This is a genomic window from Amycolatopsis sp. NPDC102522 (assembly GCF_055584485.1).
In genome coordinates this window covers 151,062-176,751 of sequence record NZ_JBVJLY010000001.1, presented here as the reverse complement: position 1 = coordinate 176,751, position 25,690 = coordinate 151,062, and the positions used below count along the sequence as shown (strand labels likewise).

General features: G+C 69.1%; 27 protein-coding genes. 13 read left to right on the top strand and 14 right to left on the bottom strand.

The features are described 5' to 3' along the window. Positions 1–12 precede the first annotated feature (12 nt). The 4 genes from ACZ6YV_RS00855 to ACZ6YV_RS00840 are packed head-to-tail and all read right to left on the bottom strand — an operon-like array spanning position 13 to position 3,595. A complete protein-coding gene (locus tag ACZ6YV_RS00855; protein ID WP_465507685.1) occupies positions 13–1,341 on the bottom strand; it encodes an MFS transporter in 1,329 nt (442 codons plus the stop codon). A 33-nt stretch (positions 1,342–1,374) separates the two neighbouring features. Then, complete coding sequence (locus ACZ6YV_RS00850) at positions 1,375–2,499, bottom strand: M20 family metallopeptidase (protein WP_465507684.1); 1,125 nt, start codon at positions 2,497–2,499, stop codon at positions 1,375–1,377. Then, entirely contained in the window at positions 2,496–3,176 is a 681-nt protein-coding gene (locus tag ACZ6YV_RS00845) for a DUF1028 domain-containing protein (protein ID WP_465507683.1), read from the bottom strand. Before ACZ6YV_RS00845 ends, ACZ6YV_RS00850 begins: the two co-directional genes overlap by 4 nt. Then, the gene (locus ACZ6YV_RS00840; protein ID WP_378241647.1) at positions 3,173–3,595 is read right to left on the bottom strand and encodes a RidA family protein; all 423 of its coding nucleotides are present in this window, start codon (positions 3,593–3,595) and stop codon (positions 3,173–3,175) included. The genes ACZ6YV_RS00845 and ACZ6YV_RS00840 overlap by 4 nt, the downstream gene beginning before the upstream one ends. Before the next feature lie 266 nt (positions 3,596–3,861). Here ACZ6YV_RS00840 and ACZ6YV_RS00835 point away from each other — a divergent pair, with 266 nt between their 5' ends. Further along, the gene (locus ACZ6YV_RS00835) at positions 3,862–5,106 is read left to right on the top strand and encodes a flavin-containing monooxygenase (protein WP_465507682.1); all 1,245 of its coding nucleotides are present in this window, start codon (positions 3,862–3,864) and stop codon (positions 5,104–5,106) included. Between the two features lie 3 nt (positions 5,107–5,109). Here ACZ6YV_RS00835 and ACZ6YV_RS00830 read toward each other — a convergent pair whose 3' ends face one another. Both ACZ6YV_RS00830 and ACZ6YV_RS00825 read right to left on the bottom strand, forming a co-directional pair. After that, positions 5,110–6,021 carry a LysR substrate-binding domain-containing protein gene (locus ACZ6YV_RS00830; RefSeq protein WP_465507681.1) on the bottom strand — a complete coding sequence of 304 codons (912 nt, stop codon included), beginning with the start codon at positions 6,019–6,021 and terminating at the stop codon, positions 5,110–5,112. Positions 6,022–6,037: 16 nt separating this feature from the next. Continuing rightward, positions 6,038–6,799: an IclR family transcriptional regulator gene (locus ACZ6YV_RS00825; protein WP_465507680.1), complete on the bottom strand. Its 762-nt coding sequence runs from the start codon at positions 6,797–6,799 to the stop codon at positions 6,038–6,040. 55 nt (positions 6,800–6,854) lie between these two features. Between ACZ6YV_RS00825 and ACZ6YV_RS00820 the strand changes: the two genes are divergently transcribed. From ACZ6YV_RS00820 to ACZ6YV_RS00805, 4 genes are read left to right on the top strand one after another with little or no spacing between them, the layout of a single operon-like run. Next, a complete protein-coding gene (locus tag ACZ6YV_RS00820) occupies positions 6,855–7,814 on the top strand; it encodes a 2-dehydro-3-deoxygalactonokinase (protein WP_465507679.1) in 960 nt (319 codons plus the stop codon). Then, a complete protein-coding gene (locus ACZ6YV_RS00815) occupies positions 7,811–8,407 on the top strand; it encodes a 2-dehydro-3-deoxy-6-phosphogalactonate aldolase (protein ID WP_465507678.1) in 597 nt (198 codons plus the stop codon). The genes ACZ6YV_RS00820 and ACZ6YV_RS00815 overlap by 4 nt, the downstream gene beginning before the upstream one ends. 10 nt (positions 8,408–8,417) lie before the next feature. Next, complete coding sequence (gene dgoD, locus ACZ6YV_RS00810) at positions 8,418–9,566, top strand: galactonate dehydratase (RefSeq protein ID WP_465507677.1); 1,149 nt, start codon at positions 8,418–8,420, stop codon at positions 9,564–9,566. 5 nt (positions 9,567–9,571) lie between these two features. Then, the gene (locus tag ACZ6YV_RS00805; RefSeq protein ID WP_465507676.1) at positions 9,572–10,891 is read left to right on the top strand and encodes an MFS transporter; all 1,320 of its coding nucleotides are present in this window, start codon (positions 9,572–9,574) and stop codon (positions 10,889–10,891) included. Positions 10,892–11,036: 145 nt separating this feature from the next. Here the strand turns inward: ACZ6YV_RS00805 and ACZ6YV_RS00800 are convergent, their stop codons facing one another. Both ACZ6YV_RS00800 and ACZ6YV_RS00795 read right to left on the bottom strand, forming a co-directional pair. Beyond that, the gene (locus ACZ6YV_RS00800; RefSeq protein WP_465507675.1) at positions 11,037–11,888 is read right to left on the bottom strand and encodes a class I SAM-dependent methyltransferase; all 852 of its coding nucleotides are present in this window, start codon (positions 11,886–11,888) and stop codon (positions 11,037–11,039) included. 115 nt (positions 11,889–12,003) lie between these two features. Next, on the bottom strand, positions 12,004–12,561 hold the full coding sequence (locus ACZ6YV_RS00795; RefSeq protein WP_465507674.1) for a hypothetical protein: 558 nt from the start codon (positions 12,559–12,561) through the stop codon (positions 12,004–12,006). Positions 12,562–12,944: 383 nt separating this feature from the next. Between ACZ6YV_RS00795 and ACZ6YV_RS00790 the strand changes: the two genes are divergently transcribed. From ACZ6YV_RS00790 to ACZ6YV_RS00770, 5 genes are all read left to right on the top strand, one after another. Next, the gene (locus ACZ6YV_RS00790; RefSeq protein ID WP_465507673.1) at positions 12,945–15,374 is read left to right on the top strand and encodes an NHL domain-containing protein; all 2,430 of its coding nucleotides are present in this window, start codon (positions 12,945–12,947) and stop codon (positions 15,372–15,374) included. Positions 15,375–15,641: 267 nt separating this feature from the next. Then, the gene (locus tag ACZ6YV_RS00785) at positions 15,642–15,881 is read left to right on the top strand and encodes a hypothetical protein (protein ID WP_465507672.1); all 240 of its coding nucleotides are present in this window, start codon (positions 15,642–15,644) and stop codon (positions 15,879–15,881) included. Between the two features lie 199 nt (positions 15,882–16,080). Beyond that, positions 16,081–16,605, top strand: a complete 525-nt coding sequence (locus ACZ6YV_RS00780) for a hypothetical protein (protein ID WP_465507671.1) — start codon at positions 16,081–16,083, stop codon at positions 16,603–16,605. Between the two features lie 82 nt (positions 16,606–16,687). Then, positions 16,688–17,158 carry a carboxymuconolactone decarboxylase family protein gene (locus ACZ6YV_RS00775; RefSeq protein WP_465507670.1) on the top strand — a complete coding sequence of 157 codons (471 nt, stop codon included), beginning with the start codon at positions 16,688–16,690 and terminating at the stop codon, positions 17,156–17,158. A gap of 122 nt (positions 17,159–17,280) precedes the next feature. After that, entirely contained in the window at positions 17,281–17,715 is a 435-nt protein-coding gene (locus tag ACZ6YV_RS00770; RefSeq protein WP_465507669.1) for an ester cyclase, read from the top strand. A 3-nt stretch (positions 17,716–17,718) separates the two neighbouring features. Here the strand turns inward: ACZ6YV_RS00770 and sigJ are convergent, their stop codons facing one another. The 4 genes from sigJ to ACZ6YV_RS00750 all read right to left on the bottom strand — a co-directional run bounded on the left by sigJ (position 17,719) and on the right by ACZ6YV_RS00750 (position 20,904). Next, positions 17,719–18,648 carry an RNA polymerase sigma factor SigJ gene (gene sigJ, locus ACZ6YV_RS00765; RefSeq protein WP_465507668.1) on the bottom strand — a complete coding sequence of 310 codons (930 nt, stop codon included), beginning with the start codon at positions 18,646–18,648 and terminating at the stop codon, positions 17,719–17,721. Positions 18,649–18,757: 109 nt separating this feature from the next. After that, positions 18,758–19,576, bottom strand: a complete 819-nt coding sequence (locus ACZ6YV_RS00760) for a DNA ligase-like domain-containing protein (protein WP_465507667.1) — start codon at positions 19,574–19,576, stop codon at positions 18,758–18,760. Positions 19,577–19,636: 60 nt separating this feature from the next. Further along, entirely contained in the window at positions 19,637–20,212 is a 576-nt protein-coding gene (locus ACZ6YV_RS00755) for an ankyrin repeat domain-containing protein (protein WP_465507666.1), read from the bottom strand. 146 nt (positions 20,213–20,358) lie between these two features. Continuing rightward, positions 20,359–20,904, bottom strand: coding sequence for a GlcG/HbpS family heme-binding protein (locus tag ACZ6YV_RS00750; RefSeq protein WP_378241628.1), 546 nt, complete (start codon positions 20,902–20,904; stop codon positions 20,359–20,361). Positions 20,905–21,090: 186 nt separating this feature from the next. Here ACZ6YV_RS00750 and ACZ6YV_RS00745 point away from each other — a divergent pair, with 186 nt between their 5' ends. Together ACZ6YV_RS00745 and ACZ6YV_RS00740 are read left to right on the top strand one after the other, a co-directional pair. Continuing rightward, on the top strand, positions 21,091–22,260 hold the full coding sequence (locus ACZ6YV_RS00745; RefSeq protein ID WP_465507665.1) for a sensor histidine kinase: 1,170 nt from the start codon (positions 21,091–21,093) through the stop codon (positions 22,258–22,260). After that, entirely contained in the window at positions 22,257–22,883 is a 627-nt protein-coding gene (locus ACZ6YV_RS00740) for a response regulator (RefSeq protein ID WP_465507664.1), read from the top strand. The genes ACZ6YV_RS00745 and ACZ6YV_RS00740 overlap by 4 nt, the downstream gene beginning before the upstream one ends. 15 nt (positions 22,884–22,898) lie before the next feature. Here ACZ6YV_RS00740 and ACZ6YV_RS00735 read toward each other — a convergent pair whose 3' ends face one another. After that, a complete protein-coding gene (locus tag ACZ6YV_RS00735) occupies positions 22,899–23,732 on the bottom strand; it encodes an SAM-dependent methyltransferase (protein WP_465507663.1) in 834 nt (277 codons plus the stop codon). A gap of 250 nt (positions 23,733–23,982) precedes the next feature. Between ACZ6YV_RS00735 and ACZ6YV_RS00730 the strand changes: the two genes are divergently transcribed. Next, positions 23,983–24,858 carry an alpha/beta fold hydrolase gene (locus ACZ6YV_RS00730; RefSeq protein WP_465507662.1) on the top strand — a complete coding sequence of 292 codons (876 nt, stop codon included), beginning with the start codon at positions 23,983–23,985 and terminating at the stop codon, positions 24,856–24,858. A 21-nt stretch (positions 24,859–24,879) separates the two neighbouring features. Here the strand turns inward: ACZ6YV_RS00730 and ddaH are convergent, their stop codons facing one another. Continuing rightward, positions 24,880–25,677, bottom strand: coding sequence for a dimethylargininase (gene ddaH / locus ACZ6YV_RS00725; RefSeq protein ID WP_465507661.1), 798 nt, complete (start codon positions 25,675–25,677; stop codon positions 24,880–24,882). Between the last annotated feature and the right edge of the window lie 13 nt (positions 25,678–25,690).

Sequence of the window (25,690 nt, the reverse complement as noted above, 5' to 3'; positions counted from 1 at the left end):
GCGACCGGCGTTTCAGCCGAGGGTTTCCGTCTGCGGCAACGGCTTCCCGGCTGTCTCCTGCATCGAGAAGGCCGCGACGAGCCCGATCGCGGCGGCGACCATGAGATACGGGCCGGGCACGAGGGTACTGCCGGTCGTGGAGATCAGGACGGTCATCAGGTAGGGCACGGTGCCGGCGAAGAGGGCGGCGGTGAGGTTGTAGGCGATCGACAGCCCGCCCTGGCGGGTGCGGGTCGGGAAGATCTCCGCGGACCACACCGCGTAGGTGCCGAGGATCGCGGCGAGCACGACGCCGAGCGTGAGCCCGCCGATCCACGTCCCGGTGAGCCCGGTGCGCATCAGGAGGTACGCCGGGGTCGCGAGGACGAAGAGCGCGACGCCCGCTCCGAGCAGTACGGGCCGTCGCCCGATCCGGTCGGAGAGACGGCCGAAGGTGGGCACGAGGACCAGCGCGAAGAGCGAGATCACGGTGGACAGTAAGGCGGCGCTGCCGGAGGAATGGCCGAGGTAGTCGGTCTGGTAGGTGACCAGATAGGTGAGCACCGCGTAGAACGGCACATGCATCATGGTCATCAGGCCCGCCGCCTGGAGCAGCTGCTTCTTGTTGGTGCGGAACAGTTCCCGCACCGGGCTGCGGGGCACCTCGCCGGTCGCCTCCAGCGCGCGGTACTCCGGGGTGTCCTCGATCTTGGTGCGGATGACGAAGCCGATGACCCCGAGCGGCGCCGCGAGCAGGAACGGGATCCGCCAGCCCCAGGACGCCAGCTGGGCTTCCGAGAGACCGATCGACAGCAGCAGGAACACCAGCGAACCGGCGAGGAATCCCAGCAGGGAACCGACTTCGAGCCAGCTGACGCCGAAACCGCGGCGGCGGCGCGGCGCGTATTCGGCGAGGAAGCTCGCCGCGCTGCCGAATTCGCCGCCCGCGGCGAAACCCTGCAGGAGGCGCAGGAAGACCAGAAGGACGGGAGCGGCGATCCCGATCGTCGAGTACCCGGGCAGCAGGCCGATCACCAGGGTGGCGCCCGACATCACGAAGATGACGATGGAGAGGGTTCGCTTGCGCCCGATCCGATCGCCGAGCGGCCCGAACACCAGCGCCCCGATCGGCCGGATCCCGAAGGAGACCGCGAAGACGCCGAAAACGGCGAGCAGACCGGCGGTGGCGTCGCCTGCGGGGAAGAACACCGCCGCGATGGTGCTCGCGAGATAGGCGTAGGCGGCCCAGTCGAACCAGTGCACGAACACTCCGACGGCTCCGGCGGCGATGCTGCGGCGAAGCGCCGCGGGGTCTTCGGTGGTGGCGACGACTTCGCCCGGGGGAGAGTCCTGTGTGGTCATGATGCCTCCTTGAACCATGTCACGCGATGACGATCAGGCCGTCCGGTCAACTCCGGTCCAGGCCAGGGCGATCGCGCCGTCGAGCAGGGCGCGTTCGGCCTCGCCGCCGACGCAGTGCGCGGCGAACTCGCGCTGGTGGTTGAGCGCGGGCAGCGAGCCGATGCCGATGTAGGGATGGATGGCGGGCACGACCTGGGAGACGTTGCCCATGTCGGTCGACGCCCGGTTCATCCGGGACGCCGTCCCGTCCGGCGCGAACACGCGGCCGAGGTCGAGCGCGTTGGCGCGATAGGCCGCCAGCGCGGTCTCGTCGGCGCGGAATTCCGCGTACGGCTTGCTTTCCGGCTCGATGGTCAGTTCGCAGCCTGTCGCCAGCGCGCCGGCTTCGAAGGCGCGCGTCACGCGCGGCTCCAGCTCGGCGAGCTCCGCGAGCGTCCCGGCGCGTACGTACCAGCGGCCGGTCGCGTGCTCGGGGATCGCGTTCGGCGCGTCGCCGGCGTGGGTGACGACTCCGTGCACGCGTGCCGACGCCGGAAGATGCTGCCGGAGCAACCCGATCGCGACCTGCGCGACGGTGAACGCGTCGGCCGCGTTGATCCCCGCTTCGGGATACGCGGCGGCGTGCGCCGATCGGCCGCGATAGGAGACCTTCGAGTGACTGACGGCGAACGGGCGTGCCTCGGCGACGTCCACGGGCGCGGGGTGGACCATCATCGCCAGGTCGACGTCGGCGAACGCGCCCCGGTCGAGCAGCTCGATCTTCCCGCCGCCGCCCTCCTCGGCGGGCGTCCCGTAGACCTCGACGGTCAGCCCGGCGTCGTCGGCGACAGCGGCCAGGCCGAGGGCGGCGCCGACCGAGCTCGCCGCGATGAGGTTGTGGCCGCAGGCGTGGCCGAGACCGGGCAGCGCGTCGTACTCGGCGCACAGCGCGATCCGGGTCGGGCCGTCACCGAAGCTCGCGTGGAACGCCGTTGCGAGGCCCTGATAGCCCGAGGTGACGGCGAAACCGGCCTGGTCGAGCAGTTCCGGCACCATCGCGGCGGCGCGATGCTCCTCCCAAGCGGTCTCGGGGTCGGCGTGCAGCCGTTCCGAAAGCCGGATCAGCGCGTCGGCGTGGCGATCGACCTCGGCGCGGGCCGCGGCCTTCGGCGTCGTCATCCTTCGTCCCCCGGAACGCCGTAGGACGGCGCCGTGCCGGGGTCGAGCGCGCGGGTCACGTAGTCGTCGCGCTGGGGGAGCCACACGTCGAGCAGCTCCGCCAGCTTGTCGACCGGGTCGTCGGCCCAGTCCACGCGGAGGTCGGTGATCCGCCAGTCCACATCGGACACCACGGCCAAACCAGCCGAGCGGACGGGGCCTTCTTCCCCGCCCGCGTCGAGACCTGCCTGTAGCGCCGAAACGAGCCGTTGCTCCAGCTCGCCGGCCGAGGACAGGAACGCGTCCACAATGGACTGCGGGATGTGGTCGCCCGCCAGCATGTTCCCCGCCGCCACGACACCGTCGGCGGTCGCTGTCGCGTGGGTGCCGAGCGTCCGGTCGCCACTGTAGGCGAAACCGGGTCCGGCCGGGCCGAGCACGGTCAGCTGCCGGTACTCGACGCCGGACGCCGCCGCGGTCACCTCGGACAACGCCCGCTCGGCGTCCCCGTGCTCGGCCAGCCGGTCGAGCAGGCGCCCGCCGAGCCGGGGGTCCGTCACGTTCTGGGAAGCGGCCGCGCCGACGCCAGGGACCAGATGCGCGACGCGGGCGGCGACGGCGGGACTGGACGAACTGGCCGCGATCCCGAAGCGCACGATGCCGCCGGAGTGCTCGCGGGCCACGATCGAGAAGGTCATTTCCCCTCCTCCGGAATCACCGCGACGGCGTCGATCTCGCACAGCCATTCCGGGCGGGCGAGCGCGGACACCACGACACCGGTCGAGATCGGGTACACGCCCTTGGTCCAGCGGCCGACGACGCGATAGACGTCTTCGCGGTAGCGCGGGTCGATCAAGTAGATCGTGAGCTTGACCAGGTGCTCCATCCGGCTGCCCGCTTCTTCGAGCAACAGCGCGATGTTGGCCATCGCCCGCTCGGCCTGCGCGGCCGCGTCGCCGATCCCGACGGACTCGCTGGTGTCGAGGTCCTGGCCGATCTGGCCGCGGACGTAGACCGTGCCGTTGGCGACGACGGCCTGGCAGAGGTCGTTGTCGAGGTTCTGCTCGGGATAGGTGTCGCGCGTGTTGAACGGGCGGATGCGCCGGTGGACGGTCACTACTCAGCCTTCCCTGGAGGGGGGTGCGGCCCGCCGGTCACGGGCCCCGTCGCCACAGCGTGACGGCGGGCCGGTGTTCTGTACAGAAGATGTTTCAGGAGCAATGCATCGATAATTCAGATGCAGGTCTCGTCGCCCTTGGATCTGTGAATCAGATCTTGAAGGACGAAAACATCTGTTGGACACAGGCAATGCTTCACCGCCACGATCCAAGAAGACATACGAGCCGCGAAGACGAACCGGGAAGTCCCGGAGTGGAGGTCTGGATGCCGAGCCAAGAGGTGGAGGCTCTCGTCGTGGGCGGGGGCCAGGCCGGTCTGGCGATGAGCGAACACCTGAGCGGTCACGGGGTCGCGCACCTCGTCGTCGAGCGGAACAGGATCGCGGAGCGCTGGCGTTCGGAGCGGTGGGACTCGCTGGTCGCGAACGGTCCCGCGTGGCACGACCGCTTTCCCGGCCTGGAGTTCGATGGCCTAGGCCCCGAGGACTTCCCCACGAAGGAGCGGGTCGCCGAGTATTTCGAGGCCTACGCGGAAAAGATCGCGGCGCCGATCCGGACCGGGGTCGAGGTGACCTCCGTCCGGAAGAACGAGGGGCGCCCGGGGTTCCATGTGGAGACTTCGGACGGGACCATCGAGACGCGGTACGTCATCGCGGCGACGGGGCCGTTCCAGCGGCCCGTGATCCCGCCGATCGTGCCGGAGGACGCCGGGATCTCCCAGGTCCATTCCAGCGGCTACCGCAATCCGGGGCAGTTGCCGGAAGGCGCGGTTCTGGTGGTCGGAGCCGGGTCCTCAGGCGTGCAGATCGCCGAAGAACTCCGCCGGTCGGGGCGGCGCGTGTACCTCTCCGTCGGCCCGCACGAGCGACCGCCACGCAGGTACCGCGGACGTGACTTCTGCTGGTGGCTCGGCGTTCTCGGCAAGTGGGACGCCGACACCCCGCCGAGGGGGGCGGAGCACGTCACCATCGCGGTCAGCGGCGCGCGCGGCGGGCACACGGTGGACTTCCGGGCCCTCGCCGCGATGGGGATCGAACTCGTCGGCCTGACCTCTTCCTACGACGACGGCGTTCTCCGCTTCGCGCCGGACCTCGCGGCCAACCTCGCCCGGGGCGACGCGGGCTACCTCGCGGTGCTCGACGAAGCCGACGCCTACGCCACCCGCAACGGCCTGGACCTGCCCGAGGAACCGGAAGCCCGGGTGCTGGGACCGGATCCGGACCGCGCCGCCGACCCGATCCTGGAGCTCGACCTCGACGCCGCCGGAGTCCGCTCGATCGTCTGGGCGACCGGCTTCGCCGTCGACTACGGCTGGCTGCGGGTGGACGCGTTCGACGAGAACGGCAAGCCGGACCACCGGCGAGGGGTGTCCGCCGAACCCGGCGTGTACTTCCTGGGCCTGCCCTGGCAGGCGCGCCGCGGCTCGAGTTTCATCTGGGGGGTGTGGCACGACGCCAAACTCGTGGCGGACCACATCGCGACCCATCGCGCCTATCTGCGGTACCGGTGATCTTCAGCGGGTGTACTGGGTGCGGCACAGCTCCCGGAACTCCTGCGCCCGCCGGGTGAGCCGGGCCCCGCGCATCGAGGCGACGACGATCTCCAGCGCCGGGACGGCGTCGGTGAGCGTGAGCGGCACGGCCTTCGCGCCCGAGTACGTGGTGTCGTCCGGCGGGCGCTGGTTGAGCAGGGCGAAGCCGTGGCCGGACGCGACGAGCGAGCGGACGGTCTCGTAACCGGTGCTGCGGTGCCGGATCCGCGGTTCCACCCCGACGTCGCGCAGGACGGACTGCAGGTATTCGCGGCTGTGGGGCAGGTCGAGGAGCACCATGGGCTCCTCGGCCAGCTCCAGCAGCGACACCTTGCGGCTCTTCCGCCGCGCGAGCCGGTGGCCCTCGGGCACCAGCGCGTACGGGGCCGCGCTGCCCACGACCTCGCGGTCGATGTCGTCGTCGAGGTCGTAGCCGTAGAGCAGGGCGAGTTCGGTACCGCCCGAACGAAGGGCCGTCTTCAGCGCTTGGTGTTCCCCTTCGCGCAGGGACACGTGGACTTGGGGATGCCGGGCCTCGAACTTCGCCAGCAGACTGGGCAACCGGAACGGCGCGAGGGTGGCGAAACAGCCGATCGTCAGCGTTCCCACCAGCTCGGTGCCGGACTGCCGTGCCGTCTCGACCAGCTCGGCCCCGTGGGCGAGGAAATTCAGCACCCGCTTGTAGAACGCTTCGCCCGCCGTGGTCAGGCTGAGCCCGCGGGCGTGGTGGCGCAGCAGGAACTGCACGCCCATCTCCTTCTCCAGCTGCGCGATCGCGGTCGACACGGCCGACTGCGAGACCACCAGCTCCTTCGACGCGGCCGTCATGCTCAGATGCCGGGCCGCCGCCTCGAAATAGCGCAGTTGCACGAGGGTGAAGGACGGTTCGTTCATGGAGACATCCTGCCCTTCATCGTTCGCGGTGGCCGAGGCCGGCGGACACCTGCCGCGCCGCACCGCCGATGACGCGGTTCAGGCCGCGCATCCGGGCGGCGGGCATGTACGGCCGCGTCGCCGAAACGCTGATGGCCCCGGCGATCGCACCGGTGGCGTCCCGGATCGGCGCCGCGACACAGCGGATGCCCGGTTCGTTGTCCTCCAGGTCCATCGCCACCCCGGATTCCGCGTACTCGTGCATGCGGGCCAGGAAAGCGTCGACGTCTTCCGGGTGCACCCGGCCCGGCTCCACCGGCGTTTCGGCCAGATACAGATCCCGCCATTCCGGCCCGGAATCCAGCAGGAGCGCCATCCCGACGCCGGTGCGGGTCAAGGGCATCCGGTGCCCGATCCGGGAGCGCATCTCCGCGCCCCGTGAACCCGGCAGCTTGTCCAGGTACAGCACCGAATCGCCGTCGCGGACGGCCAGGTGCACCGTGTCGCGCAACTGGGCGGCCAGCTCCTCCAGCACCGGCCGGGCGACCACCGGCAGCGGACTGCCGTGCAAGGCCTGGAAACCCAGCTCGATGAGGGTGGGTCCGAGCGTGTAGCCGTCCCGTCCGCTGCGCAGGTAGCCCTCGCTCACCAGCAGCTGGACCAGCCGATGTGCGGTGCTGCGGCCCAGCCCGGTGCGCTCGACCAGGGTGCGGAGGTCGGTCGCGCCGCCCGCGACCGCGCGGATCACCGCGAGGCCGCGCGCGAGGGTCTGGGTGCCGGGCGGCGCTGTGTCGGACATGCCGAAATCCTACATATAGGGACGCTGATCGCATTATCGGGAACGCGACCGCACGATGTCGCTCGTGACGGACACCGAACCCGGCCTGATCGCGCTCGACTGGGGAACCTCCGGTCAGCGCGCCTGGCTGCTCGACACCGAGGGGGAGATCCTCGACGCCCGCCGGACCTCGCGTGGACTGCTCGCGATCACCGAAGATGTCGATCCGAGTGACAGGGCGGCCGTCTACGAGTCGGCCTTCCGGGAGATCCGCGGTGCTTGGCCCGCGCTCCCGGCCATCGCGTGCGGAATGGTGGGCAGCGCGCAGGGCTGGGCCGACGCGGGCTATCGCACCGTCCCGGCGAGGCCGGACTCCACCTCGCTCGTGCCCGTGTCCCACCGCGACGGCGCGCTCCACATCGTGCCCGGACTGCGGATCCCGTCCGGCGAGAGCCCCGGCGACGTCATCCGCGGTGAGGAAACGCAGCTGGTCGGTGTCCTCGACGCGCTCGGCGACGTCGACGGGCCGGTCACGGTGGTACTCCCCGGCACGCACAGCAAATGGGTCCGTGTCGAGAACGGGCTCGTGACGGACTTCGCCACGGCGATGACCGGCGAACTGTACGGATTGCTGATCGCGCGCGGCATCCTCGCCCGCACGGCCGCCGGCCCGGTGTCCGACGACGTGGCCTTCTCGCGAGGTTTGGCGGCGGGACGGCGCTCGCGAGGGCTCGCCACCGAGGCGTTCGGTGCTCGCCCGCTCGTGCTCGACGGCGTGCTGGCTCCCGAAGCACTTCCCGACTACCTCTCGGGCGTGCTCATCGCCGACGAGGTCGCGCACCTGCTGCGTGACCCGGATTCCCCGCTGGTGCTGTGCGGCGCCGTCGAACTCTGCCGCCGCTACGCCCTCGCCCTTGCCGAGCGGGGAGTGGCGGCGACTGTGCTGCCGGAAGAGGTCACCGCCCGGGGGCTGTGGCGTATCGCGACCGCCGCCGGACTGCTCGAAGACCGTCTCGAAAGGACACTGAAGCCGTGACCGGTTTGATCGCGATCCTGCGCGGAGTGACCCCGGCCGAGGTCGTCGGCGTCGGCCGGGCGCTCGTCGACGCGGGATTCCCCGCCATCGAAGTGCCGCTGAACTCGCCGGAGCCGTTCGAGAGCGTCCGTCTGCTCGCCGACGCGTTCGGCGAGTGGTGCGAGATCGGCGCGGGGACCGTGCTCTCCACCGAAGACATCGCGCGGGCGCGGGCGGCGGGGGCGCGGATGATCGTGGCGCCCAACTGCGATCCCGCCGTCATCTCCGCCGCTTTGGCCGAGGGCATGACGCCGTATCCGGGCGTGGCCACGCCGACCGAGGCCTTCGCCGCCTTGGCCGCGGGTGCCCGGCACCTCAAGCTGTTTCCCGCCGACGCGGTCGGGATCGGAGGGATGAAGGCGTGGCGTGCTGTGCTGCCACGCGAGGTCGAACTGCTGCCTGTCGGCGGAGTCGACGAAACGAATCTGGCGGCCTGGGCCGCCGCGGGGGCGGCCGGAGCGGGACTGGGTTCCTGCCTCTACCGGCCGGGTGACAGCGCGGACGCGGTCGCCGTCCGGGCTCGCGAACTGTGCCGGGTCTGGCACCGGGATTAAGGAAGAAGCCTTGAAGATCACGTCAATGACGACATATCAGGTGCCACCGCGCTGGTCGTTCCTGAAGATCGAAACCGACGCGGGCATCACCGGCTGGGGTGAGCCGGTCCTGGAGGGCCGCGCCGCCTCGGTGGCCGCGACCGTCGAGGAGCTTTCCGACTACCTGATCGGCAAAGACCCTTCTCGCATCGAGGATCTGTGGACGGTCCTCTACCGCGGCGGGTTCTATCGCGGCGGCGGTATCCACATGAGCGCGCTGGCCGGGATCGACCAGGCCCTGTGGGACATCAAGGGCAAGGCGCTCGGCGTGCCGGTCCACGAACTGCTCGGCGGGCGGGTCCGCGACCGGATCAAGGTGTACTCGTGGATCGGCGGTGACCGTCCCGCCGAGACCGCCCGCGCCGCGCGTGAGGTGGTGGACCGCGGGTTCAGCGCGGTGAAGATGAACGGGACCGAGGAACTGTCCTATCTGGACACCTGGGACAAGGTGGACCGCTGTGTGGCCAACGTGGACGCCGTCCGCCAGGCGGTGGGCCCGAACGTCGGCATCGGGGTGGACTTCCACGGTCGCGTGCACAAGCCGATGGCCAAGGTCCTGCTGCGCGAACTGGAGCCGTACCGGCTGATGTTCGTCGAGGAACCGGTGCTGTCCGAACACATCGACGGCTTCGCGGACGTCCTGCGCAACTCGCCTATCCCGATCGCGCTCGGCGAACGGCTGTTTTCGAGGTGGGACTTCAAGGCGGTGCTGGCCTCGGGCGCTGTCGACATCATCCAGCCGGATCCGTCGCACTGCGGCGGCATCACCGAAGCGCGCAAGATCGCGCACATGGCCGAGGCCTACGACGTCGGCCTGGCCCTGCACTGCCCGCTCGGGCCGATCGCGCTGGCGGCGTGCCTGCAGATCGACGCGGGCTGCTACAACGCGACGATCCAGGAACAGAGCCTCGGCATCCACTACAACACGAGCAACGATCTGCTCGACTACGTCACGGATCCGTCGGTGTTCGCCTACGACGACGGGCAGGTCGTCATCCCCGACGGGCCGGGGCTCGGGATCGAGATCAACGAGGAGTACGTCGCCGAACGCGCGGCCGAAGGACATCGCTGGCGGAACCCGGTGTGGCGGCACGCCGACGGCTCGTTCGCGGAATGGTGAGCGCGATGACGATGTCAGTCCACACAGGACTCGCCGCGCGCCCGTCCCGGTACCGCGTGCTGATCGCGGTGATGCTGTTCGTCACCGTCGTCATCAACTACCTGGACCGCTCGAACCTGTCGATCGCGATGCCCGCCATCGCCGGCGAACTCGAGCTGTCCAAAGCGGAACAGGGCCTGCTCCTGTCCGCTTTCGGCTGGACCTATGCCGCGTTGCAGCTTCCCGGCGGCTGGCTGGTCGACAAGATCCCGCCGCGGCTGCTCTATCCGGCCTGCCTGATCCTGTGGTCACTCGCGACGCTGTTCATGGGCGTGATCGGCGGATTCGTCGCGCTGATCGCGCTGCGGCTGATGGTCGGTGCCTTCGAGGCGCCCGCCTACCCGATCAACAGCAAGATCGCGACCGTCTGGTTCCCGGAACGCGAACGCGCCACGGCGATCGGTTTCTACACCTCGGGCCAGTTCATCGGCCTGGCTCTGCTGACGCCCGTGCTTTCCTGGCTGCAGGCGATGCTTTCGTGGCACTGGGTGTTCATCGCCACCGGCCTGGTCGGCATTCTCTGGGCGGTGCTCTGGTACGCGAAATACCGGGAGCCGCGCGACTCGCCGGCCAACGAGGCCGAGGTGGAACTGATCCGCTCCGGCGGCGGCCTGGTGGAGCTGGCGCGTGAGCGGCCCGAGCGGGCGCGGATCACGCGGGCGGACCTGGCGACCGTGCTGGGCAGCCGAAAGCTGTGGGGCATCTACTTCGGCCAGTTCTGTCTGACCTCGACGCTCTGGTTCTTCCTCACCTGGTTCCCGACGTACCTCGTCGAGTACCGGGACATGGACTACATCAAATCCGGCTTCCTGGCTTCGCTGCCGTTCATCGCGGCACTCGTCGGAGTGCTGACTTCCGGTGTGCTGTCGGACTTCCTGGTCCGGCGTGGCGCGTCGCTCAGCGTGGCACGCAAAGGCCCGATCATCGCCGGGCTGGTGCTGAGCACCGTGATGGTCGGAGCCGGGTTCACCGACTCGACCACGCTCGTCATCGTGATCCTTTCGGTCGCCTTCTTCGGGAACGGTCTCGCGTCGATCACCTGGTCACTGGTCTCCGCACTGGCGCCGCGACGGCTGCTCGGGCTGACCGGGGGGATGTTCAACTTCATCGGGAACCTGTCGTCGATCGCCACCCCGATCGTCATCGGCCTGATCGTCACCGACGACAGCTTCGCGCCCGGCTTCGCCTACATGACCGTGATCACGATCGCCGGGATCCTTTCCTACGTCTTCCTGGTCGGCAAGGTCGAACGCGTCGCCGAACGGACCGGCGTCACCACGGCGTAGCACCCGCCTGGGCTGCCGGTCGCCGGTCGGGGTGGTCGTGAGTGGCAAATGTCGTTAGAACACCACTTGCCACTCACGACCAAACCGAGTGTGGCGGTTCAGGCGCCGTCGACGCAGCCCGGCCGCTGCCCCACCCGCCACACCGTCACGCGGATTCCTTGGTGAGGAAGAAGTACGCGTAGCGTTCGTCGAGTTCGTTCCGCGGCACCAGCCGGACCGCTCGCGGAGTGAGGCCGCAGCGTTCGGAGAGTTCCCAGAACCCGTGGATCGGGTAGGTCGTCATGTTCGCCAGGCCGCGCCGGTACGAGCGTCGCCGTGGTTTGGTGAGCCAGTCGCCGGTGTCGTATTTGATCTGGATCAGGGCGAGACCGCCGGGGGCGAGGAGGTCGTGGGCGATGCGCAGCAGTCGTTCGCCGTATTCCGGCGACGGGATCAGCTCGAATACGTAGAAGGACAGGAAAACGTCGCAGACGCCATCGACGTCCCCGAGTACGGATTCCGGGGTGGCGACCTCGACGGCCACCGGCTGGAAGGCCGTGTCGCAGACCTTCGCGATCTGCGTGCCGCACTCCTCGAGCGAGTCACGGGAGATGTCGACTCCGATGAACTCCTTGGCACGGGGTGCGAAATGCACCGCGTTGGCACCCCCGCCGCAGCCCCACTCGATCACCCGGTCCCAAGGCCGGGTGAACGACGTCAGGCGTGTTCCGGCTTCGAACAGGGCGAGGTGGTCCGCGCCGATCCGGTCCCACAGGTCGTTGTCCTGGAAGGCCGGGGCGTCCCGCCAATGGGAGTCTGCGGCCCAATGCGATCCGCTCGGCCGTCGCCAGTAGTCCTGCGCGTCGGCGGCGATCGTCGAGTCGGGCTGCCGGAGACCCGCGGTCGCCAAGGCGCGTTGCAGGAGGTCTTCCATGGTGACGGCGAGGCGTTTGCCATGGGTGATGGCGATTTCCCAAGGCTTTTTGATCGTGACGGTCGAGTCGGGTCTTTCTGGCATGGGAAAACCCTTCGCTGAAGGTCGCGGACACGGATCGCCGTCGACTGGATGAAGGCGATCTGTGCGGTGCTGTGGTTCGTCACAGTTCTGCGGTGCAACGGGTGATTAAGAAACCTCAGTGAAAGAGAGGAGGCCCGCGTCGTGGCCGGGCGCGCCGCAACAGGACCTCTGTCGCGCTATTCGTTCCGTCCCAACGGGAAAGCGGTGACCGCAGCGGCGAATGGGCCGAGTCGGCCGTCGCCGGGACCCTGCCGAGAGCCTGTCGGACAAAGCCATGGAGGGTGAGCAGCGCGGAATCCGCGTGCGTGAGCAGAAGACCCAGAAGCACTATGGCGAGCGCGTTCACGCCGAGCGCGAACCACGGATCGGCTCCGTCCGGAACCGGGGCGATCCGATGGCGGGTCAGATGCGTGGGAAGAAGCAGCACGTCGTGCAGGATCGTCTGTGCCGCCGCGACAGCGCCGATCGCGGCGATCAGTCCTCGGAAACGGCCGACGACAATGGTGCCCGCCCAGCCGACCAGGCCGACGATGGCCAGGGCCATGCCGAGGTGGGGAATCACCCCTCCGCCGAGAACGTGAGCCGTGATCCCGAGCGCCGCCGCCGCGATGGCGGGCACAACAGTGCGGGCGGTCTGGACCACCGTCGGAAGGCTCTCGGAATCCCGTGCCACAAAGCCAGCTTACGTGTTTCTCGGGCGCGGGTGGACATGCAAATGGTTGCCATGGAACGGGCGGAGTTGGGCGGAATCGCGCGGGCACGCCGTCCATGGCCGACGTCGCATTTCCCCGGCCTTGTTCGCGGACCGGAGAAACGAGGAAGGGGGAACACGCCCCGGACCGGAACGGGGTTTCGCGACGTCGTCTCCGGCGCCGAGACCCGGACGGACCGCGGAATACGTGACGAAAGCGGCGTGAAAGCCGGTTTCCCGGCCTGGCCGGAACCACTGCCGCAGACTCCGCGGCGGGCCCTGTCCGGACGCGTGCGTGAGCAGTGCAAGCGAGTTGAAAGCGCCGTGGCTCAGTATTCCGTTGTTCCGGAGCGAGGGGGAGACGAATGAGCAAGGACTGTCCGGCACGACCTTGGGCCCGGCCGCACCTCGCGATGTTCGTGGTGGTCCTGGCGACGCTGCTGTCGGCATCACCAGGGTATGTGGAGCCGATGAGCGACCGGCCGCCTCCGGTCCGGGAGCCGGATCGGGCGACCGTCGACACGGTGGCAGGCGGTGGCGACATGTCGACGTGGGAGGAGGGCGGCTCGCCGCGCGCGGCCGGGCTCACCCGTCCCGGAGCCGTGGCCACCGCACCGGACGGCACTGTCTATGTCGCCACCGGGACGCGAATTCTGGCGATCGATCAGCGCGCGGGAACGATTCGCACCTTCGCGGGCACCGGGGAGACGGGTTTCGGCGGTGACGGTGGGGAGGCGGCGAAGGCCACGTTCTCCGAGGGCGGATTCGGAGGGTTCGGCATCGCCGTCGGCCCGGACGGCACGCTGTACATCGCCGACTCCGGCAACGATCGCGTTCGCGCGGTCGACCCGGCGACCCGCGTGGTTCGTACCGTCGCCGGCGGCGGACCCGGACGGCGGTTCACCGGCGACGGCGGCCCGGCGACCGCCGCGAGCCTGTATCGCCCGAAAGACGTCGCGGTCGGCCCGGATGGCACGCTCTACATCGCCGACCTGCTGAACTACCGCGTCCGTGCGGTCGACCCGAAGACCAAGACGATGCGCACCGTGGCGGGCCGCCCTCACGCGGGCGATTCGGGGTCGGATTTCTTCCCGAAACCGGACGACCACGGTAAACCGGCGACAGGAACCTTCGTCGAGCCGGACGCGATCGCCGTCGGCAAGGACGGGATCCTTTATGTGGCGGAGGGCGGCAACGACCGCGTGGTCGCGGTCGACGTCGCCAAGAACACCTTCACCCCGGTCGGCAGCGCCGAGGTCCGGGATCCGGTGGACCTTTCGGTCACCCCGGAAGGGAGGCTGCTTGTCGTCGCGGCAGGCGGGATGAGCAAGGTGGTGTACAGCCTGGACCCGGTGACCGCTCGGCTGACACCACTCACCGGCGGGAAGTCCGGTGGGCCGTACTCGCCGGACCAGCGGAAAGGGCCCTTCGGCGATGGTGGCGACCCGATGGAGGCGAGTCTTTCGGCCATCGCCGGGGTCGCCTCCGGGCCGGACGGCACCGTGTACGTCACCGACCTGCGGCACAACCGGGTGCGCTCGATCAGGAGGGAATCGCCTGACCGGCGGCTAGGGCACCCCATGACGACCGAGCGGATCGTCACGGTCGCGGGCAGTGGAAAGGACCTGACCCCTGAGGCGGACAGCGAACTCACCGAAACCGAGGACGGCTCGTTCTACCGGGACGTGCACGAACGGGACGAGGTCGACCTGGACGTGCCCCGGGACATCGCCGTGGACACGGACGGCACGATCTTCATCGCGGACACCGGTAACCACCGGATCCGCTCGGTGGACCCGGACGACGGGACGGTTCGCACCATCGCGGGTACGACCAGGCAGCGTGGCTCCGGCGAAGTCCCGCCCGACGGTGCGCCTGCCGACGAAACCCCACTGCGGGGTCCGGCCGCGCTCGCCCTCGGCCGCGACGGACTCCTTTACGTCATCGACGGAGTCGGGTCCACCGCCCGGATTCTCGCCGTGAACCGGTCCACCAATCAGCTGCACACGGTGCTTTCGCCGCTCCGGAACGGGACCGGCCCGCAGGACATCGCCGCCGCGCCGGACGGCACGCTGTACGTCGCCAACGGGGATGACACCGGCGTTTGCGCGATCCGGCCCGGCAAGGGGGAGTGCGAAACGATCGCGGAGGCGGTACCCGGGCGAAAAGGGGGTGTCCCCGCCGACGCGGTGGCGGTCGGCCGGGACGGGACCGTGTACGCCGCGGCGAGCCTGAACGCCCGAATCGTCGCGATCGATCCGAAGACCCGGCGGGTCTGGACCGTCGCGGGGGTCACGGGGTACCAGGGCGCCACCGGTGACGGGCTGACGGCCACCTCCGCGGAGATCGGCCAACCGGCCGGGCTCGCGGTCGGCGCCGACGGCACGCTCTATTTCGCGGACTTCGCGAATCACCGGATCCGCGCGATCGACCCGGCCACCGGAAAGATCCACGCGGTCGCCGGAACCACCTCCTTCGCGGGCGAGTTGATCCCGGAGAAAGCCGTCTACGCGGGCGGTTCGTACACCGGCGACGACGGCGTCGCCGGTCAAGCGACCCTCAACGCGCCACGCGGGCTCACGGTCAGTCCGGGCGGGGCGATCTACGTCGCGGACTCCGGCAACAACCGGATCCGCGCGATCGGCACCGTGTCGATCCCCACTGGCCTTGTGCTGCGGCCGACGACGTACTTCTTCGGTGGTCTCGGCCTGCTCGCGTCGGGCGGCCTGGTGATCGGCGGGCGGTGGCGACGCCGCCGGTCCACCCGCCGCGAGGACACCACCGTGATCGCATAGGAAAAGACGAAATCGCGAACCGGGCGAGAGCAAATGCGGGAATATCCCTGGGGGAAGGAGTCATCGTGAAGGGACCGAATTCGAACGGCGGCCGCCGAGCGTTTCGCGTTTTGTGCTCGGCCCGTGCCGTGGTGGTGTCCTTGCTGTTCGTGGTCGGGGTTGCCGCGTGCGGCACATCAGGCCCCGCACCGGAGGTGGCCGCCCGCGCCGGTCGAGCTGTCCGGCGACGCGGGTGAGGTGCTGTACCGCCAGGTGCGAGAGAGGACCGTGAAAGACGACGAACAGGCGAGGGCGGCGCTCACAGCCCCGCGCGGCGAGGACGGCATCAGGACGTTCGCCTTCGTCGAGGCCGGTTGCGCCGAGACCGGTGCCGAACCGGTGGTGCGGGGTGACGTGCTCGACGTCGAGCTCACCGGGGGCAAGAACACGAATTGCGCGACGGCCGTGTACTTCCTGGTCACGGTGCGTGTGAAGGACGCGGAACGACGTCTTCGGCCACCGGACTGAAGCCTGGCACGCCGGGGCTCCGGCGTGAATCACCGATGTGGTGATTCGATCTTGGGTTTCGCCTGGGTATTCACGCGGAATCACCTGGTAATTCCTGTCATCGGCTTGGAATGCTCAATACGGCGGTCGCAGGCATGGGCGACGCTGATTCCGTTTCGATTGTTCCTGCCGTGAGCGGCGGGTAAGACAGGAGATTCCGATGGTTCGGTTGAAACGTATTTTCCAGGGGTTGTCCGTCGGTGCGGTCGCGATGGCTTTCATGGCGGTTTCGGCCGCGCCTTCCAGCGCTTCGGCCGCTGTGCCGCAGGGGCCGGACGGTGTGAGTCACCTGTCGGTCGCGGCGAAGACGGCGCGCACCGCGGCGGTCCTCCCGGATATCGTCTGCACCGTCCAGACCACGATCGATCTGGTTCTGGTTTCGGTTCCCGGGATGCAGCTGCCTTCGGTCGTCACCGCCAAGTCGGCGACGACCTGCCCGGTACCGATGGACAATCTCACCGCGCAGGTGGAGCTCTACGAAGTGCGCAACGGCTCGCTCGCCATCGCCGGGATCGGCAACTTCGGCAACGGACCGGGTTTCCAGCAGAGTTCCCAGGCGGTGGCGGACTGCCCGGCCGGAGCGGTGCGGACCTACCTGGCGATCGGCAACCACACGGCGGCGAAGGCCGGTTACGTGCCCGCCAAGGGGCGTTCCGGCAGTGGTGCTTACACCTTCCGGTGCTAGTCGCGTGTTTCAGACCGGGCTCACATCTCGCGGGGCTGCGTCGTCGATTGGGCAGAACACCCCAACGACAAAGGAGATCGCGATGGAAGCCCGGCTCGACTACTTCGGCAACCCGGTCGGGGGAAAGTTCCTGAAGACCATCATTTCGGCGGGAAAGGCGCTGGCCGGCTCATCTCTGCCGCTGACGATCCAGGAGCTGGTGCGGATGCGTGCGAGCCAGATCAACGGCTGCGCGGTATGCCTCGACATCCACACCAAGGAGGCCGCCGCCGCGGGCGAATCGGACGTGCGGATCAATCTGGTCGCGGCGTGGCGGGAGGCGACGGTCTTCACCGCCGCCGAGCGCGCCGCGCTGGAGGTGACCGAGCAGGCCTGCCGGATGGCCGACGGCGGCGGCGTCACCGACGAGGCTTGGGCGAATCTCGCCGAACACTTCGACGATGACCAGCTCGCCGCGCTGGTGGCGGTGATCTCGCTGATCAACGCCTTCAACCGCGTGAACGCCATCGTCCAGAACCCTGCCGGTGACTACCGGGCCGGGCAGTTCGGCTGACCACTGTTCGGCTGATCACTGTTCGACGGGCAGCTGTTCGACGGGCCGGGCTCCGTGTCCCCAGGGCGCGGAGCCCGGCTCCCGCACCGTGCGATCCACCGACCGACAAGTTTGGAGAGACCATGACCACCACCGGTACAGCGCACAATCTGGCGACGTTCACCCGCTTCCACGACGCGACCAACACCGGCAGCTTCCAGATCATCGAGACGACGATCGACGAGATCGTCGAGCCGGACGTGGTGTTCCACGCGCCGGTGCCGATGGAAACGACGGGGGCACAGGCGCTGAAACAAGTGTGGACGGTGCTGCTCCGCGCGTTCCCCGACCTGAAGGTCACGGCCGAGGACGTGCTCGCCGACGGGGACAAGGTCGTCTGCCGGAACACCGTCACCGGTACCCATCGGGGCGAGTTCAGGGGGCTCCCGGCCACCGGAAAGGCCGTCCACTACAGCGAGATCTTCATTCTCCGGTTCGCCGGAGGGCGGATCACCGAGATTTGGGGTGTCGTCGACGTCCTCACCCAGCTGCGGCAATTGGGCGCCCTCGCGGCGTAGCGGTCACGCCTCTGTCCACGGCCGAAGTTTCTCGGGGTTCCGGACTCCCCAGATGTGCCGGATGTGGTCGTCGGCGACGTGGAACGCGAACACCGCGACGGTCAGCCCGGCTTGCTGGAGGACAAGGCCGGGCCGGCCGTTGACGGTCCGTTCCAGAAGCTCGAAACCGGTCGCCTTGTGCGCCAACGCCATGAGATAGGACGCGACCTGTTCGCGGCCTTCGAAGGGGTGAAGCGCGGCGCTGACGAGTCCTCCGCCGTCGCCGACGGCTTTGACATCGGGGTCGAGGAGACCGATGAGCGCTCCGATGTCCTTGGCTTCCCACGCTTTCTTGAATTCCTTGACGAGGTCGGCTTGCCGGGCGATCGGGGCCGGGGTGAGGCTCGTCGCACGGATGCGGCGGCGTGCGGAGGAGGCCAGCTGGCGGCAGGCCGCCGGGCTGCGTCCGACGATCTCCGCCACCTCGGCGAAGGCGAAGCGGAAGACGTCGTGCAGGACGAACGCGACTCGCTCGGCCGGGGTCAGTGATTCGAGCACGACGAGAAACGCCATGTTGATCGACTCGTCGAGGGTGACCCGGTCGGCCGGGTCGACGGCGGGCGGACGGCCGGTCGTCCATTCGAACTGTCCCGGCAGCGGTTCGGGGATCCATTCGCCGACATAGCGTTCCCGTCGTGCGCGTGCCGAACCGAGGAGGTCCAGGCAGATACGGCCGGCGACCGTCGTCAGCCAGGCACCGGGGGAGGCGATCGCTTCCCGCTGGGCGGAGGACAAGGCGTACCAGCGGGTGTAGGTCTCCTGTACCACGTCCTCGGCCTCGGACAGGGAACCGATCAGGCGGTACGCGAGCCCGATCAGCTGACGCCGTTCGCTCACGATCGCCTTCAAGCCCGGGTCGAGCGGGCCAGGTGTCTGCTCGGATGGATCGTTCATGGGATTCGCCCCCCGGTCGCGTGCGCTGTCCCGGATACGACGAGAGAGCGCCGCCGGATGTGAGGTCACCCCACCCCTCACATCCGGTGAAGGCCGTCAAGGACACGCCCTAGGCGGTCACCGCGCGGGGAAAGTCCTTGCGCTTGATCTTGGCCCGGCGCCCGTCCGGGTGGTGGAAGACGATGCCCTCGGCGGGGTGCCCGGGGGAGAACTGGCTGTCCAGTGTGGCGAGGAAGTCACGGAGTTCGCTGTAGCTGCGCGGAGCCTCGGGCAAGGCCGGTGCCTGGAAGTTGAAGGGGATGCACCGGTGGTCGTCCAGCCCGAGCGGGTTGCCTTGGATGCGAGGGCCGAGCGCCTCGCTCGGGTGCTCACCGTCCGGCCACCCGGACAGGTCGGTGTTCCCGGCCGCCGCGAGGATCCACTTGTCGTCGGCGGATCCGCTGTCGGTGTCGACGTACCAACCGTCCACGATGCCCTGGGCTTTCTGTTCCTTGCTCGGGTTACGTCGCTTCTCGACCCGGACCAGCTGACCTGCCCGGACGGTCAACCGGATGTTGGTGCCGTCTAGTTTCTCGGTCCCCACCCCGGCGCCGTCGAAGACCCACGCGCATTCGGCGCGAGGTCTGTCGATGACGTGGAAGCGCTCGTCGCGCTCGAAAAGCGTGGGGATCTTCTCCATGACGGTCTTCCCTTTCACAACATGCCCGACGAGTTCCTCAGGGGTGATGACGCCGCGTGCCAGCCCGCCGGCGAGCGCCCGTATCAACTCCGCCACGGGGACGTCGGCTTCGACAGCCACGTGCTTCAGGGCCTTCTTCTCCTCCGGGGAGATCCAGGCGACCAGCCGTGACCAGCCCTCGGGAGGTGTCCATCGGGCCAGCGTCGCGGGGTCCTTCCGCGGCCTGCCCCGTCCTCGTGCTTGATCCACGGCTGAACGGTAGCCATCCTCGATGACTTGTGTCAATTGGCATAACAGAAAATAGTCGAGTCAGCGGGCGCCCGCCTCTCCGAGGATCCGGGCGACGGTCGTCTGGCCCTTGGCCCGGGCATGGGCGAGCGGGGAGACGCCCTTCTTGTCGGCGAGGCCGACGTCCGCGCCGGCGGCGGTGAGCGCTCGGACCACCTCCTGATGGCGTGGCCCGCCGTCGCCGAGGATGACCGCCTCCAGCAGGGCGGTCCAGCCCAGGTCGTTCACGTGGTCGACGTCGATCCCGCTGCCTGCCACCAGTCGCACGTGCTCGACGTGCCCGCGTTCGGAGGCGGGGATCAGTGAGACGCCGCCGAACCGGTTGGTGATGGTCAGATCCGGCTTCGCCTCGAGCAGTAGCTTCGCCATCGGCACACTGCCGGTGACACCGGTGACCAGCCACGGCGTGTCGTGCCGTCCGTCGAGCGCGTTCGGGTCGGCGCCCGCTTTGACGAGGATTTCGGCGATTTCGACACGGTCTTCGGTGACGGCGACGAGTAGCGGGGTCCGGCCGTGATCGTCCCGCGTCTCCAGGTCGGCGCCGGCGTCGACGGCCTGCCTGACGAGATTCACGTCGGCTTCGAAGAGTTGATTCACGGGGACTCCTTGGCGGTGCGGCCGCGACTCGACCGGCGAGGTCGGAGCGCTCGGCGCGGATGGGGGTGGAGCGCCCGGTGCCTGCGGGGAGCAGGCACCGAGCACGAGGGCGGCGAGCAGCGCCACGATCGCCCTTTCCCCGATCATCAGCGAAGTTCCCCGATGGCGCGCAGGCCCGCCGCGGCGAACTTCTCGTCGAGGTCGCCGCTGGGCGCGCCGCCGACCCCGATCCCGGCGATCGGGCCGCCGTTCGCGGCGACCGGAACACCACCGGCGAGGAAGAGCGTGCCGGGGATGTCGCGGACGGTCGGGCCGGTGCCCTGGGCGTTCTTGTTCAGCGCGGACGTCGCCTGCCCGAAGGAGACGGCGGTGAAGGCCTTGCGCTTGGCGGACTCCTCCGTCTGCGGCCCGGCGCCATCACCCTTGAGCAGGACCCGCACGTCGCCCGACCGGTCCAGCACGGCCACGGTGACCCGCTGGCCCTCCTTCTCGGCGGCGTCCAGCGCGGCCTGCGCGGCACGGGTGGCGGCGTCGACGCCGAGAACACTGGTCTGCACGATCGCCGGCTGGGCGGGCGGCTGCGGCTTGCGGTCCTGCGCCTGCGCCGCACCCAGCCCGGTGGCGAGTGCGACGGTCGCGAGACCGGCGGTCATACCCAGGACGAGGCGAGTGCGGGGGAGCTTGGCGTTCATCGGATTTCCTTTGCCGTGGAGGGGGTGTTCGTTCTCCTACGACTCTCCTGCCTGGCCGGGCTCGGCGAATCGGGCGTGTGGACCTTGATCGGACGCCGTGCGATCGGTGCGGGCATCAACCGAACGATTGATGTGGGACAGCCCTCCTGCCCGCTTACGATCATCTGCGACGAAGGGAGGACCGAGATGAAGCCGTACACCGGGGTGGTCACCCGGCTGAACGCCGCCATGCACGCCGGGTTCTTCCTCCTGCTGGCCGCGTCGGTGGCCCGGTTCGTCGCGGCACACGGATCGAGCGGCGCCACCCCGCTGATCCTCTCGCTCACCGGCGCGCTCGCGCTGGTCTACGTGGCGGGGGTGCTGAGCTGGGCCGTGCTCGGCCGGTGGCATCAGGTGTGGCTGGCCGCGGTGATCGGGGTCTGGCTCGCGCTCGTCGTGGCCGCGCCGAGTTTCGCCTGGTGCGCCGTACCGTTGTTCTTCGTCTGCCTGCAGGTGCTGCGCCCGCGGACCGTGATCGTGGTGGTCGTCCTGCTGACCGTCGCGACCATCCTCGCCCAGTTGAGGATCGCGAACGAGTTCGATCCGAGCATCGTGCTCGCGCCGATCGCCGTCGCGCTGATGGCCACGATGACGTTCCTGCAACTCGACCGGGACAGGAAGAAGCTGGGCAACCTCGTCAAGGATCTGCTCGGGGCGAGGGTCGATCTCGCGCAGAGCCAGCGCCTGGCCGGGATGATGAACGAACGGGAGCGCCTGGCACGGGAGATCCACGATGCCCTCGCGCAGGGGCTCTCGAGTATGCGGATGCTGCTGCAGGCGGCGCAGAGGTCGTGGGACACGGACCCGGAACTGGCCAAGGGGCACGTGTCCCGCGCGGTCGACGCGGCAGGCGACACGCTTGCCGAAGCGCGCCGGTTCGTCCAAGACCTGGGTTCGCCGAGGCTCGACGCCACCGATCTCGCCGAATCCTTGAAGGACCTCGCCGAGCAGATCGGTTTCGCCGCCATGCACGAGGTGCGCTTCCAGACCAGCGGAGATCCGTATCCACTGGCGCCCCGGCTGGAGGCAGGCCTGCTCCGGGTCGCGCAGGGCGCGCTGGCGAACGTGAGTGAACACGCCGGGGCGGAAAAAGCCGCTATCACGCTGACTTACCTGGCCGACAAGATCGTCCTCGACATCCGCGACGACGGTGTCGGCTTCGATCCGGCTTCGGCGCGCACGAGCGGCGACAGGGGGAACGGGCTGCGGATGATCAGCGAGCGGCTCGCCGAGCTCGGTGGTGAGATGGTCGTCGAGAGCGCACCGGGAGAGGGCACCGCGCTCGCCGTCACCGTGCCCACCAGGGAGGTGCGATGACCGTCCGCGTGCTGATCGTCGACGACCATCCGGTGGTGCGAGCGGGAATCGCCGCGCTGCTCGCCGGGGAGCCCGACTTCGAGGTGATCGGCGAATGCACCGGCGCCGACGAAGCCGTGCTGTTCGCCGAGGCCCGGAAACCGGACGTCGTGCTGATGGACCTGCAGCTCGGCGACGGCCCCGACGGCGTGAACGCCACCGAGCGCCTGACCGCCCTGCCGGACGCCCCGAAGGTGCTGGTGCTCACCACCTACGACGCCGAACTGGACATCACCAGATCGGTCGCCGCCGGTGCTACCGGCTATCTGCTCAAGGCGGGACCGCCCGAGGACCTCTTCCGCGGCATCCGCGCGGCCGCGCGTGGCGAGACAGCCATGGCACCCCAGGTCGCGGCCCGGCTTTTCGGGCACATGCGCGCACCGGCACCCGCGCTGAGCCCTCGTGAGACCGAGATCGTGCAGCTACTGGCGGAAGGCCTGATCAACCGTCAGATCGCCACACGCCTGTTCATTTCCGAAGCGACCGTGAAGACACACCTGGTCCACATCTACGACAAACTCAGCGTCGACAGCCGTGCCGGTGCGGTGGCCGTCGCCACGGAACGGAGGATCATCCGTAACTGAAAAGGCGTGTCCGGGTCAGGGTTTGCGGCCCACGGCGGCCACGATGCAATTGCCCGCCGCCGGCATCGGTTCCGAGCGGGGGCCGGTGGGCCACCACTGATCGTTGACCACGATGCCGGGCTCCATGAGTTCGAGGCCGTCGAGCATTTCTTCGAGCTCGCTCCGGGTGCGGAAGAAGCCCCGGCTGATGCTCTGGTTCAGGATCGCCTGCACACGGTGGGCGATGGGGCTGTGCTCGTTCTCCGGGTCGAAGAAATGCGAGAACACCACGTAGGACCCGGAGGGGATCGCGTCGATGTAGGTCTGCAGGACCTGCGCCGGTGGCATCCCTTCGGTCGCGCTGTGGTGGTGAAGCGTGGCGACGTGCATCAGGGCCAGCGGGCGGTTGAAGTCGAGAGTGGTGGTGACGACGTCGTTCTTCAGGACCTCGTCGGGCTCGAAGATGTTGGCGCCGATGAGGCGTGTCCGGTCGTTCTCTTCGAGCAGCGCGCGGCCGTGCGCGAGCACCACGGGATCGTTGTCGACGTACACGACCTGCGCGTCGGGGTTGATCCGTTGCGCGACCTGGTGGGTGTTCTCCGCCGTGGGCAGGCCGGAGCCGCAGTCGAGGAACTGGTCGATCCCGGCCTTGCCGGCGAGGAAGCGGACAGCGCGGGTCAGGAACGCGCGGTTGCTGACGGCGATGACGTTGACCTCGGGCACGGCCTGGTTCAGCTGTGCGAGCAGCTGCCTGTCGACCTCGTAGTTGTCCTTGCCGCCGAGGGCCGCGTCGTAGGCGCGCGCCACGCTGGGCACGGTCGTGTCGATCCGGTTCGAAGGAAGATCGACGTTCCCACGGTCCTGGCCCACGCAAACCCCACAGGTAATCAGGCGGTCACTCAACGTCGAAAGGATGCTACCAGCGAGTCGGGTCCACCCCATGGCGAGGACTTTGGGCGCGAATGTCGTGGTCCCGGCTGTTGTGCTCCCGGGTGTTGTGGTGCTGTTCGCCGTCGCGCGTGGAACGCTGTCCTTCAGCCGGAAGGCAAAGCGCTCCGCCGCTCCCAGGCGCAGGGCGTGTTCGCCGGAGTCACCTGAACCTGCCCGAGCGAGGAGCCCCATGTTCCAGCCGCAGTTCGTGGATGTCGACGACGTCCTGCTCCACGTCCAGACCGACGGTCCCGGAGCCGGTCCGGCCGCGCTGTTCCTCCATGGCTGGCCTGATCTCTGGTTCACGTTCGAGCCGCAGATGACCGCGCTCGCCGAGCGCGGGTATCGGGTGCTCGCGCCGGATCAGCGGGGTTACGGCCTGTCGTCCAAACCCGCCACGGTCGCCGACTACCGGATGCCCGAGCTGGTCAAGGACATCGTGCTCCTCATCGAACGTCAGGAGGCGGCGCCGGTGCACTTGGTCGGGCACGACTGGGGCGGCGCGGTGGCCTGGATGGTGGCGATCGAGCGGCCCGATCTGGTCCGGTCGCTGACCATCGTCAACTGCCCGCATCCGCGGGTGTTCGCCGACGCACTCGCCCGCAACCCCGTCCAGCTGCTGAGGAGCTGGTACATGGTGGCGTTCCAGATCCCCGGCCTCGCCGAGACGATCCTCGGTGCCCGTGGTGGCGCTGTCCTCGCGAAGATGCTCAAACACGGTGCCGGGCTGAGCGAGGCCGACGTGGACCGGCACCGCGCCGCCTGGCGCAATTCGGGCGCGATCGCCCGGCCGCTGTTCTGGTACCGAGCGATGTTCCGGACGATGTCGCCGTTCGACCGCGCCGCGCGTGCCGAACTGGACCGGCCGGTCCGCGTACCGACCCAGGTCATCTGGGGACGCCGGGACGGCGCGCTGGGCAGGCAGCTCGCCGAACCCAGCGCCGCCCGGTGCGAGGAGGCCGAACTGCATTGGCTCGACACGCGGCACTGGCCGCATCGCGAAGAGCCTCAGCGGGTCACCGAGTTGCTCGAAACCTGGTTCGCGCGGCACGACGACCGCGCCTAGCCGAACCTGCCGGTGGCGTCCTCAGGCGGCGGGACGGAGTTCCAGCGTGCAGCATTTGACGCTCCCGCCGCCCTTGAGCAGTTCCGACAGGTCGGCGCCGATCGGCTCGAAGCCGCGCTCCCGTAGTTGTGCGATCAGTCCGGTCGCGGCCTGCGGCAGGACGACGTGCCGCCCGTCGGAGACCGCGTTCAGTCCGAACGCCGCGGCGTCGGCGGCCGAGGCGATGACGGCGTCCGGGTACAGCTCCTTGAGCAGCCGACGGCCGTCTTCGGCGAAGGCTTCCGGGAGGTACATGATCAGGTCGTCGTCCAGGACGGTGAGTGCGGTGTCCAGGTGGTAGTAGCGCGGGTCGGTCAAGGTCAGTCCCACCACCGGCAGACCGAAGAACTCCGCGGCCTCGTCGTGGGCCAGGGGATCGGTGCGGAAGCCCGAACCCGCCAGGATCCGGGAGCCCGCGACCAGGAAGTCGCCTTCGCCCTCGTTGTCCCACCGGGCCTGCCGGACGTCGGGGAAACCGTGCTCGGCGAACCATTTCAGGTACGCCGCCGACTCCCGGCGGCGGTACCGGTGGTGGAAGCGCGCGACCAGCGCCCGCCCGTTCACCACGGTGGCGCCGTTGGCCGCGTACACCATGTCCGGCAGGCCAGGCACCGGATCGAGCAGGTCCACTCGGTGCCCCAGTTCGACGTAAAGGTCACGCAGCCACTCCCACTGGGTGATCGCGAGCTGGGTGTCGGTGGGTTTGCCGGGATCCATCCACGGATTGATCGAGTACTCGACGTCGAAGTACGCCGGCCGGACCATGAGATAGTGCCGCATCTGTCCTCCCCCG

Excerpts from the sequence above, each read along its gene's own strand:
- ACZ6YV_RS00855 (WP_465507685.1), bottom strand. The coding sequence starts at position 1,341 with ATGACCACACAGGACTCTCCCCCGGGCGAAGTCGTCGCCACCACCGAA.
- ACZ6YV_RS00850 (WP_465507684.1), bottom strand. The coding sequence starts at position 2,499 with ATGACGACGCCGAAGGCCGCGGCCCGCGCCGAGGTCGATCGCCACGCC.
- ACZ6YV_RS00845 (WP_465507683.1), bottom strand. The coding sequence starts at position 3,176 with ATGACCTTCTCGATCGTGGCCCGCGAGCACTCCGGCGGCATCGTGCGC.
- ACZ6YV_RS00835 (WP_465507682.1), top strand. The coding sequence starts at position 3,862 with ATGCCGAGCCAAGAGGTGGAGGCTCTCGTCGTGGGCGGGGGCCAGGCC.
- ACZ6YV_RS00830 (WP_465507681.1), bottom strand. The coding sequence starts at position 6,021 with ATGAACGAACCGTCCTTCACCCTCGTGCAACTGCGCTATTTCGAGGCG.
- ACZ6YV_RS00825 (WP_465507680.1), bottom strand. The coding sequence starts at position 6,799 with ATGTCCGACACAGCGCCGCCCGGCACCCAGACCCTCGCGCGCGGCCTC.
- ACZ6YV_RS00820 (WP_465507679.1), top strand. The coding sequence starts at position 6,855 with ATGTCGCTCGTGACGGACACCGAACCCGGCCTGATCGCGCTCGACTGG.
- ACZ6YV_RS00805 (WP_465507676.1), top strand. The coding sequence starts at position 9,572 with ATGACGATGTCAGTCCACACAGGACTCGCCGCGCGCCCGTCCCGGTAC.
- ACZ6YV_RS00800 (WP_465507675.1), bottom strand. The coding sequence starts at position 11,888 with ATGCCAGAAAGACCCGACTCGACCGTCACGATCAAAAAGCCTTGGGAA.
- ACZ6YV_RS00790 (WP_465507673.1), top strand. The coding sequence starts at position 12,945 with ATGAGCAAGGACTGTCCGGCACGACCTTGGGCCCGGCCGCACCTCGCG.
- ACZ6YV_RS00780 (WP_465507671.1), top strand. The coding sequence starts at position 16,081 with ATGGTTCGGTTGAAACGTATTTTCCAGGGGTTGTCCGTCGGTGCGGTC.
- ACZ6YV_RS00775 (WP_465507670.1), top strand. The coding sequence starts at position 16,688 with ATGGAAGCCCGGCTCGACTACTTCGGCAACCCGGTCGGGGGAAAGTTC.
- ACZ6YV_RS00770 (WP_465507669.1), top strand. The coding sequence starts at position 17,281 with ATGACCACCACCGGTACAGCGCACAATCTGGCGACGTTCACCCGCTTC.
- sigJ (WP_465507668.1), bottom strand. The coding sequence starts at position 18,648 with ATGAACGATCCATCCGAGCAGACACCTGGCCCGCTCGACCCGGGCTTG.
- ACZ6YV_RS00750 (WP_378241628.1), bottom strand. The coding sequence starts at position 20,904 with ATGAACGCCAAGCTCCCCCGCACTCGCCTCGTCCTGGGTATGACCGCC.
- ACZ6YV_RS00745 (WP_465507665.1), top strand. The coding sequence starts at position 21,091 with ATGAAGCCGTACACCGGGGTGGTCACCCGGCTGAACGCCGCCATGCAC.
- ACZ6YV_RS00740 (WP_465507664.1), top strand. The coding sequence starts at position 22,257 with ATGACCGTCCGCGTGCTGATCGTCGACGACCATCCGGTGGTGCGAGCG.
- ACZ6YV_RS00730 (WP_465507662.1), top strand. The coding sequence starts at position 23,983 with ATGTTCCAGCCGCAGTTCGTGGATGTCGACGACGTCCTGCTCCACGTC.
- ddaH (WP_465507661.1), bottom strand. The coding sequence starts at position 25,677 with ATGCGGCACTATCTCATGGTCCGGCCGGCGTACTTCGACGTCGAGTAC.